Raw genomic sequence first — 9,735 nt, 5'->3', positions numbered from 1 at the left:
GTTAGGGGGTGCCCGGAGCCTTTTGGCTCGCCCCTTCCGGCTGCTCTGGTCAGGGGGTGCCCCTGGCTGTCGATTGCAGGCTGCGGGTGGCGATGTGGTTGCTCGCGCAGTTCCCCGCGCCCCTTCGGGGCCCGCCCCCTCAGCCCTGCGGGGCGAAGAGGCTGATTTCGTTGCCGTCCGGGTCGAGTACGACGGCGTAGCGCTGGCCCCAGTCGGCGTCCCATGGGGCGTGCGGGCCCTCGTAGCCGGTGTCGGTCAGTTCGCCGTACAGCTTGTCGACCTCGGCGGGTGAGTCGCACAGGAAGGCGAGCCCGATGCGGCCGGCGCGGTGCGGTGGCGGGGTCCAGTCCGGGGCGAAGGAGCGGATGGTCTCCTCGGTGTCCCACGCGATCCGCACGCCGCCGGGCCCGGTGCACTCCACATGGGGAAGGGTTTCGGCGCCCTGGGGGATGTCGAGGCCGAGCCGCCGGTAGAAGGCCAGTGAGGCGGCCAGGTCGGAGGTGATGATGCCGAGCAGGTCGAAACGAGGTGTCATACGGCGACGCTATTGCGGATGCCTCCGGCCGGTCTTGAACGTTTCGGCCCTCTCTCCCGCCGGCCGTCCCCCGGCTCCCGCCGGCCGTCCCCTGGCGCGGACGGCATACCGTGGGCGGATGGCCGAGATCCTCACCGTATTGACGACGACCAGCTCCCAGGAGGAGGCCGAGGCGCTCGCCGCGGCGGCGATCGAACGCAGGCTGGCGGCGTGCGCGCAGCTCAACGGCCCCGTCACCTCGGTGTACCGGTGGGAGGGTGCCGTGCAGACGGACCCTGAGTGGCAGCTGCTGTTCAAGACGAGCGCCGCCCGTTACGACGCTCTGGAGGCGTATCTGCGCGAGGCCCACCCGTACGAAGTGCCGGAGATCATCGCCACCCCCGTGGTCCGCGGCAGCGCGGACTACCTGCGGTGGGTCGAGGAGGAGACGCGGAACGCGCAGCAGCCCTGAGGCCGCGCACTCCGGTTACGGTCGGCGTATGGATGGCAGCTACGGCACACCCGCGGCCAGGGGCGGCGCTCCGCCGGTGCCGCGCTATGTGCCTGCCGACGTCGAGCGCTGGGTGCCGGAGCCGGACAAGCGGCCGGGGCGTACCGCCTTCCAGCGGGACCGCGCCCGCGTCCTGCACTCGGCGGCGTTGCGCAGGCTCGCGGGCAAGACCCAGATGGTGGCGCCGGGCAGCGCCAGCCCCGCCTGGGACGCGACGCCCCGCACCAGGCTGACGCACTCGCTGGAGTGCGCCCAGGTGGGCCGCGAGCTGGGCGCCGCGCTGGGCTGTGACCCCGATCTGGTCGAGACGGCATGCCTCGCCCACGATCTGGGCCACCCACCGTTCGGCCACAACGGCGAGGCCGTGCTGGCCGAGATCGCCGCGCCGGCAGGCGGCTTCGAGGGGAACGCGCAGTCGCTGCGGCTGCTGACCCGGCTGGAGCCCAAGCGCTTCTCCGAGGAGCCGGACGGCCAGGCGTACGTGGGCCTCAACCTCACCCGCGCCGCGCTGGACGCCGCCACCAAGTACCCGTGGCGGCGCGGCGCGCACCCGCAGGTCCCGGGCTCGCCGAAGTTCGGCGTCTACGAGGAGGACCTGCCCGTCTTCCACTGGCTGCGCAACGGCGTACCGGACGGCCGTACGTGCTTCGAGGCGCAGGTCATGGACTGGTCGGACGATGTGGCCTACTCGGTGCACGACCTGGAGGACGGGATCAGGGGCGGACATCTGGACCCGCGGATGCTGCGGGCCGGGCCCGAGCGGAGCGCGGTGTTCGCCGTCGCCGCCGAGCGCTACGCCCCCGGTGCGGCGGACGGCGAGCTGGCCGCCGCGCTCGACCGGCTGCTGGCCCAGGAGTGGTGGCCGGCCGACTACGACGGCAACGCCCGCGCCCAGGCCCGGCTCAAGGACGCCAGCAGCCAGCTCATCGGCCGGTTCTGCCTGGCAGCCGAGGCCGCGACCCGCGCGGCCCACGGCTCGGGCCCGCTGACCCGGTACGCCGCCGAACTGATCGTTCCGCAGGCGTCATGGCTGGAGTGCGCCGTCCTCAAGGCGGTCGCCGACCGCTATGTGATGCAGCGCCCTGACCTGGAACGGCTCCGCAGCGAGCAGCGCGTCGTCGTCCACGAGCTCGCCGAGGCGCTGCTGGCCCGCGCCCCGGAGGGCCTGGACCCGCAGTACGCGGATCTGTACGCCGAGGCGGACGGCGCGGCGGAACCGCAGAAGGCCCGGCTGCGAGTGGTCGTCGACCAGATCTCCACCCTCACCGACGCCGCCGCCCGCTCCCTGCACCGGACACTGACGGCAGGGGGACGGCGCGGATGACCCGCGAGCACCCGGACCCAACGGGCAACGCTGTACGAGCCCGCCTCGGGGCACCACCTGACGGTCCGCCAGGACGCCGCACGTGCCCTCCCGACGGTCCGCGAGGACGCCGCGAGGGCGGTCCGTCCCACTGGGCCGCGGCGCAGATCCGTCCGGCGCCACGGAACTCACCGGGGCGCCCATACGTCCCATCCATGCCCCCTGCCTCTTCCCGCGCCTGTCCCGATGCGGGACGCTCACGTGTGGACGACGGGGGACAGCACGGCCCGCAGGGGGCAGCGGCTTCGAGGAGGAGGCTTCAAGTGGTCGACGCACACCGTACGTTCGTCATCGTCGGCGGGGGGCTGGCGGGGGCGAAAGCCGCCGAGACCCTGCGCGCGGAAGGGTTCACCGGCCGCGTCATCCTGATCGGCGACGAGCGCGACCATCCCTACGAGCGCCCCCCGCTCTCCAAGGGCTATCTCACCGGTTCGGACGAACGCGACAGCGTCTTCGTGCACGAGCCGGCCTGGTACGCGGGCGCCGACATCGAACTCCATCTGGGGCAGCCCGCCGTACAGCTCGACCCGGTGGGCAAGTCGGTCCGGCTGGGCGACGGCACGCGTGTCCACTACGACAAGCTGCTGCTGGCCACCGGCGCCGAGCCGCGCCGGCTGGACATCCCGGGCACCGACCTGGCCGGCGTCCACCACCTGCGCAGGCTGGCGCACGCCGACCGGCTGCGCGGAGTGCTGAGCGCGCTCGGCCAGGAGAACGGTCACCTGGTCATCGCCGGGGCCGGCTGGATCGGTCTTGAGGTGGCCGCGGCGGCGCGGACGTACGGCGCCGAGGTCACCGTCGTCGAGCCGGAACCCACCCCGCTGCACACGGTGCTCGGCCCCGAGCTGGGCTCGCTCTTCGCCGACCTGCACCGCGAGCACGGCGTCCGCTTCCACTTCGGTGCCCGGCTGACGGAGATCACCGGCAGCGACGGCATGGTGGTCAGCGTGCGCACCGACGACGGCGACGAGCACCCCGCGCACGACGTGCTGGCCGCCATCGGCGCGGCCCCGCGTACCGCGCTGGCCGAGGCGGCCGGTCTCCAGCTGGCCACCAGCCCCGGCGGCGGCATTGCGGTGGACGCCTCGCTGCGCACCAGCGACCCGGACATCTACGCCACCGGGGACGCCGCGGCCGTGGCCCACCCGCTGCTCGGCGAACGGCTCCGGGTGGAGCACTGGGCCAACGCCCTCAACGGCGGCCCCGCCGCGGCCCGCGCCATGCTCGGCAAGGACGTCTCCTACGACCGGGTGCCGTATTTCTTCTCCGACCAGTACGACCTCGGCATGGAGTACTCCGGATACGCCCCGCCCGGCTCCTACGACCAGGTGGTGTGCCGGGGCGATGTGGGCAAGCGCGAGTTCATCGCCTTCTGGCTGCGCGACAACCAGGTGCTGGCCGGGCTGAACGCCAATGTGTGGGACGTGACCGGGCCCATCCAGGACCTGATCCGCTCCGGTGTCCGGGTCGATCCGGACGCGCTGGCCGACCCCGGTGTTCCGCTGGAGTCGCTGGGCACCACGGAGGGTGCGGGAACGGCGGGGGCGAAGGGTGCAGCCGGAGGGGCCGCCGATCCCGCGTAGCCGGAGTTTCGCACGATGCCGGGGCGGCGGATGGGGCATACGTTCTGCGTGAGGGCTCTCCATGAGCGTTTGCGCGGAAGCGTGCCCCCTACCGCCGCCCTTCCGCATGCGGCGAACAGAGGACGAGTGAGCGATGGCGAAGCAGACGGTGGCCGAGCAGTTCGTCGCCACCCTGGTGCGCTGCGGAGTGGAGCGCCTCTACGGCGTGGTGGGCGACAGCCTCAACCCCGTCGTCGACGCGATCCGGCGCACCCCGGGCATCGACTGGATCCAGGTGCGGCACGAGGAGGCGGCCGCCTTCGCGGCCGGAGCCGAGGCCCAGCTGACCGGGAAGCTCGCCGCCTGCGCCGGCTCCTGCGGACCGGGGAATCTGCACCTGATCAACGGGCTCTTCGACGCACACCGCTCGATGGCGCCCGTTCTTGCGCTGGCCTCGCACATCCCCAGCAGCGAGATCGGCACCAGCTTCTTCCAGGAGACCCACCCCGACCGGCTCTTTCTCGAGTGCAGCCACTACAGCGAGCTGATCTCCAACCAGCAGCAGATGCCCCGGGTGCTCCAGACGGCCATCCAGCACGCCGTCGGCCAGCAGGGCGTCAGCGTCGTCGCGCTCCCCGGCGATCTGGCCTCCGAACCCGCGCCGGAGAGCCCCGTGGAGCACGCGCTGGTCACCTCACGCCCCACCGTGCGCCCCGGGGACGCGGAGGTCGACGCACTGGTGCGCATGATCGACGACGCGGAGAAGATCACCCTGTTCTGCGGTGCGGGGACCGCCGGCGCGCACGAGGAGGTCATGGAGTTCGCCGAGCGGCTCAAGGCCCCGGTGGGGCACGCGCTGCGCGGCAAGGAGTGGATCCAGTACGACAACCCCTACGACGTCGGCATGAGCGGGCTGCTCGGCTACGGCGCCGCCTACGAGGCCACGCATGAGTGCGATCTGCTGATCCTGCTGGGCACCGACTTCCCGTACAACGCGTTCCTGCCCAAGAACTGCAAGATCGTCCAGGTCGATGTGCGCCCCGAACACCTCGGCCGCCGCACCAGCCTCGACCTGGCCGTGTGGGGCGACGTCCGCGAGACGCTGCGCTGCCTCACCCCGCGGGTGCGGGCCAAGACCAGCCGCGCGTTCCTGCACCGGATGCTCAAGAAGCACGCCGACGTGCTGGAGGGCGTCGTCAAGGCGTACACCCGCAACGTCGAGAAGCACATTCCCATCCACCCCGAGTACGTGGCGTCCGTACTGGACGAGGAGGCGGCCGACGACGCCGTCTTCACCGTCGACACCGGGATGTGCAACGTGTGGGCGGCCCGCTACATCACCCCGAACGGGCGGCGCCGGGTGATCGGCTCGTTCAGCCACGGCTCGATGGCCAACGCGGTGCCGCAGGCCGTCGGCGCCCAGTTCCTCGACCGCCGGCGCCAGGTCATCTCCATGTCGGGGGACGGCGGCTTCGCGATGCTGATGGGGGAGTTCCTGACGCTGGTCCAGTACGAGCTGCCGGTCAAGGTCGTGCTGTTCAACAACTCCTCGCTCGGGATGGTCGAGCTGGAGATGATGGTCGACGGCATGCCGGCGCACGGTACGCACAACCGCAACCCGGACTTCGCGGCCCTCGCCCGGGCCGCTGGCGCGCACGCCGTCCGCGTCGAGAAGCCCAAGCAGCTGCGCGGCGCCCTCCGCGACATCCTTGAGCACGACGGGCCCGCACTGATCGACATCGTGACCGACCCCCACGCGCTCTCCCTCCCCCCGAAGATCACCCGCGAACAGCTCAGCGGCTTCGCCCTCTCGGCGGGCCGCACCGTCCTGGACGGCGGCGTAGGCCGCATGGTCCAGATGGCCCGCTCCAACCTCCGCAACATCCCACGGCCATAGAAGCTGACCGCGCCCCGAAGGGGCGCGGGGAACGGCGCGACAAGCCACAGACGGCGGTCAGCCCGCAGACAACGGACAGGGGCAGCACCGTGCCGAATCCGGGGGAGCACCCGCAAGGGAGGGAGCAACCATGTCACCGCCGCCCCGTAGACTCGTGGCGTGGCTGGGAGGATCAACGACGAGGACGTGAAGGCGGTCAGGGACGCGGTCCCGATCGACTCCGTGGTGTCCGAGTACCTCCAACTCCGCAACGCGGGCGGCGGCAACCTGAAGGGGCTCTGTCCGTTTCACGATGAGAAGTCCCCTTCCTTCCATGTGAGCCCGAGTAAGGGGCTTTACCACTGTTTCGGCTGCCAGGAGGGCGGGGACACTCTCGACTTCGTGATGAAGGTCGACCACCTGTCCTTCTCTGAGGCTGTCGAGCGGCTCGCGGCCCGCGCTGGGATCACGCTGCGCTATGAGGAGGGCGGCTACGGCCGCGCCTCGCAGCAGGGGGAGCGCACCCGGCTGGTGGAGGCGCACAAGATCGCGGCCCGGTTCTACGCCGAACAGCTGGAAGGGCCCGAGGCGGAGATCGGCCGCCGCTTCCTCGCCGACCGCGGTTTCGACCAGGAGGCGGCCCAGCACTTCGGCATCGGCTACGCCCCGGCGGGCTGGGACCATCTGGTGCGCTATCTGCGCGGCCAGGGCTTCACCGACAAGGAGATGACGCTCTCCGGGCTCGCCCAGGAGGCACGCAACGGGCGGCCCATCGACCGCTTCCGGGGCCGGCTGATGTGGCCGATCCGGGACATCACCGGGGACGTCGTCGGCTTCGGCGCCCGCAAGCTGCGCGAGGACGACCAGGGGCCGAAGTACCTCAACACGCCCGAGACGCCCATCTACCGCAAGTCCCAGGTCCTCTACGGCATCGATCTGGCCAAGCGCGAGATCGCCAAGGCCAATCGCGCCGTCGTCGTGGAGGGCTACACGGATGTGATGGCCTGCCACCTGGCCGGTGTCACCACGGCCATCGCCACCTGTGGCACCGCCTTCGGCGGGGAGCATGTGAAGATCCTCCGCCGGGTGCTGATGGACAACTCCCAGTCGGAGGTCGTCTTCACCTTCGACGGTGACGCGGCGGGCCAGAAGGCTGCGCTGCGCGCCTTCGAGGACGACCAGAAGTTCGCGGCCCGCACCTGGATCGCGCTGACGCCTGGCGGTATGGACCCGTGCGATCTGCGCCTCGCGCAGGGCGACGAGGCGGTGGCCAAGGTGGTCGAGAGCCGCACCCCGCTCTTCGGCTTCGCGATCCGCTCGATCGTGGACCGGCACAACGTGGATACGGCGGAGGGCCGTTCGGCCGCACTGGAGGAGGCGGCGCCGGTCGTCACCCAGATCAAGGACCCCTCCATCCGGCGCGACTACGCGGTACGGCTGGCCGGGCTGCTCGGCATCGTGGACGAGGAGTTCGTCGTCCGCCGCGTCGCCCAGCTCGCCAAGTGGGCGCGCGAGCGCGGCCAGGCGCCCCCGGGCGCGGCGGCCCGCGCCTCCCGTACGCCGCAACGCCCGGCCGTACAGGCCCCGTTCGTGCCACGTGGTCCCGACCTGAATCTGCGCAGCCCCGCACACCGCGTCGAGCGGGAGCTGCTCAAACTGGCGCTCCAGCGCCCCGAGCTGGTCTCGCCCGCCTTCGACGCCTACGGCGCTGACGAGTTCACCGCGCCGCCGTACGCCGTGGTGCGGCAGGCCCTTGAGGAGGCCGGCGGCGCCGAGGCCGGGACCGGGGACAGCGGCTATCTGGGCCGGGTACGGGACGCGGCGCCGGACGACACGGTGCGCTCGCTGATCACCGAGCTGGCCGTCGAACCGCTGCGCAGCGGCCGCAACCGCGAGGTCGATGCGGCGTACGCGGGCGAGCAGCTGGTCGCCGTGCGCCGCGCCGCCGTCAACGCCCGCATCGCCGACTTGGAGGGCACTGCACGGCGCCTGGAGGCCCGGCAGGACTACGAACAGTCGGCGGCTGTGCGCCAGCAGATCTGGACGCTCCAGCAGTACGGCATCGCGCTGCGCGAGCGGGGCGCGGCGGCGCTCTGACAGCACGCCGGGCACGCTCCGGAGCGCGTCGGCACTCCCCCGCGCCCCCGCCCTGTCCCGGCGGAGGTGTCGATTCCGGCGTCCCAGCGGAAACAGCTGTCACAGCCGCCCCGAAGGTGTGTAGCGGGCCGTGTGCTGAGGGTGACGTTTGGCGGAAAAACTGCCCGCACGCCTCTCGTGGCGGGCATGTGTCGTACCCCACACTGGTGGGCGGTGCCTGAGTCCTCGGAGCGGGGCGGTGCTGGCCGGAACGGGCCAAAATCCCCCGCGGATCCGCACGTTTCGTACGGGATGGAGCGCGGCCCGGCCGCAGCCGTCCCCGACATGCACGCCGCCCCCGAACCGGCAGCGATCACACTGGAGGTCGCCCCCGTGCAGACCCAGACCCTGAAAGCGGCGGCTCTCGCCGCCCCGACCGCCCCCGTGGCCCCGGGTCACGCGCCCTCGGCGCCCCCCGTGCGTCCGGGGCAACACCCCGCACCGGAACAGCCCGCTTTCGAGATGCCCGCGCCCCTGCCGGCCGCCGAGGTGCCGGACGGCGCCCTCGCCGAGGTCCCGGTCCAGGCGCCGCCCGTATCTGCCGTGCCCACCGGTACCGTGCCGCCGCAAGGTGGCGCGCCCGAGGCCGAGACCGAGCCGGAGCCGGAGCCGGTCGCGCCGCAGCGGGAGCTGTCGGCGACCGGGCCCTCGGCGGACCTCTTCCGGCAGTATCTGCGCGAGATCGGCCGTATCCCCCTGCTGACCGCAGCCGAGGAGGTGGAGCTGGCCCGCAGCGTGGAGGCGGGGCTGTTCGCGGAGGAGAAGCTGGCGGGCACTCCTAGCCTGGACGGGCAGCTCGCGCTCGATCTCGACCGGCTCGTGGTGCGGGGCAGGGTCGCCAAGCGCCGGCTCATAGAGGCGAACCTGCGGCTGGTCGTCTCCGTCGGCAAGCGCTATGTGGGCCGCGGCCTGACCATGCTCGACCTCGTCCAGGAGGGGAACCTCGGACTGATCCGCGCGGTGGAGAAGTTCGACTACGCACGCGGCTACAAGTTCTCCACGTACGCGACCTGGTGGATCCGCCAGGCGATGTCCCGCGCGCTGGCCGACCAGGCCCGGACGATCCGCGTTCCGGTGCATGTCGTCGAGCTGATCAACCGGGTGGTGCGGATGCAGCGCCGGATGCTGCAGGAGCGCGGCTACGAGCCCACGGCCGAGGAGGTCGCAGCGCAGCTCGACCTCACGGAGGAGCGGGTGAGCGAGGTGCTGCGGCTGGCCCAGGAGCCGGTGTCGCTGCACGCGCCGGTGGGCGAGGAGGACGACGTCAACCTCGGCGACCTCATCGAGGACGGCGACGCGCCCTCCCCGGTGGAGTCGGCCGCCTTCCTGCTGCTGCGTGAGCATCTGGAGGCGGTGCTCTCCACGCTCGGCGAGCGCGAGCGCAAGGTCGTGCAGCTGCGGTACGGACTCATCGACGGCAGGCCGCGCACGCTGGAGGAGATCGGCCGGCTCTTCGGCGTCACCCGGGAGCGGATCCGGCAGATCGAGTCGAAGACCCTCACCAAGCTGCGGGATCACGCCTTCGCCGACCAACTCCGGGGCTACTTGGACTGATTGCCGACCGCCTGCGATCGAAGCTGACTGATTAGGCCCACTTGTCAGCTTGTTCGAGTCCTCACCATAATCGCGGCAGCATTTCGCGGACCGGCCCCCTGTGACAGGACGTCTTGTGGCGCGTGCTGCTTGCTATGCGCTGCTTGCTCGCTGCCTGCTTGCAAGCTCGAGTTGGCATGGGCATGATCGAGACGAATCGGGCGGCGGGTGCGGTTCGCG

At 71.8% G+C, this 9,735-nt stretch carries 7 protein-coding genes; 6 read left to right on the top strand and 1 reads right to left on the bottom strand.

Going from position 1 to position 9,735, the window contains the following annotated elements; translation table 11 throughout:
• Window positions 1–139: 139 nt before the first annotated feature.
• Entirely contained in the window at window positions 140–535 is a 396-nt protein-coding gene (locus ITI46_RS04430) for a VOC family protein (protein ID WP_209238040.1), read from the bottom strand.
• Window positions 536–653: 118 nt separating this feature from the next.
• Here ITI46_RS04430 and cutA point away from each other — a divergent pair, with 118 nt between their 5' ends.
• The 6 genes from cutA to ITI46_RS04400 all read left to right on the top strand — a co-directional run bounded on the left by cutA (window position 654) and on the right by ITI46_RS04400 (window position 9,516).
• On the top strand, window positions 654–986 hold the full coding sequence (gene cutA, locus ITI46_RS04425) for a divalent-cation tolerance protein CutA (RefSeq protein WP_209238039.1): 333 nt from the start codon (window positions 654–656) through the stop codon (window positions 984–986).
• 28 nt (window positions 987–1,014) lie between these two features.
• A complete protein-coding gene (locus ITI46_RS04420; protein WP_209238038.1) occupies window positions 1,015–2,349 on the top strand; it encodes a deoxyguanosinetriphosphate triphosphohydrolase in 1,335 nt (444 codons plus the stop codon).
• Window positions 2,350–2,651: 302 nt separating this feature from the next.
• Window positions 2,652–3,971: an NAD(P)/FAD-dependent oxidoreductase gene (locus ITI46_RS04415; RefSeq protein WP_209238037.1), complete on the top strand. Its 1,320-nt coding sequence runs from the start codon at window positions 2,652–2,654 to the stop codon at window positions 3,969–3,971.
• 133 nt (window positions 3,972–4,104) lie between these two features.
• On the top strand, window positions 4,105–5,847 hold the full coding sequence (locus tag ITI46_RS04410; protein WP_209238036.1) for a pyruvate dehydrogenase: 1,743 nt from the start codon (window positions 4,105–4,107) through the stop codon (window positions 5,845–5,847).
• Between the two features lie 159 nt (window positions 5,848–6,006).
• Window positions 6,007–7,923 carry a DNA primase gene (dnaG, locus tag ITI46_RS04405; RefSeq protein WP_209238035.1) on the top strand — a complete coding sequence of 639 codons (1,917 nt, stop codon included), beginning with the start codon at window positions 6,007–6,009 and terminating at the stop codon, window positions 7,921–7,923.
• A gap of 213 nt (window positions 7,924–8,136) precedes the next feature.
• Window positions 8,137–9,516, top strand: a complete 1,380-nt coding sequence (locus ITI46_RS04400; protein ID WP_307808056.1) for an RNA polymerase sigma factor — start codon at window positions 8,137–8,139, stop codon at window positions 9,514–9,516.
• The last annotated feature ends 219 nt before the right edge of the window (window positions 9,517–9,735 follow it).

The organism is Streptomyces oryzae (assembly GCF_017676365.1).
Classification (GTDB): domain Bacteria; phylum Actinomycetota; class Actinomycetes; order Streptomycetales; family Streptomycetaceae; genus Streptomyces; species Streptomyces oryzae.
Note: the sequence above shows the minus strand (reverse complement) of the source record. Positions and strands in the feature narration are given on the sequence as shown.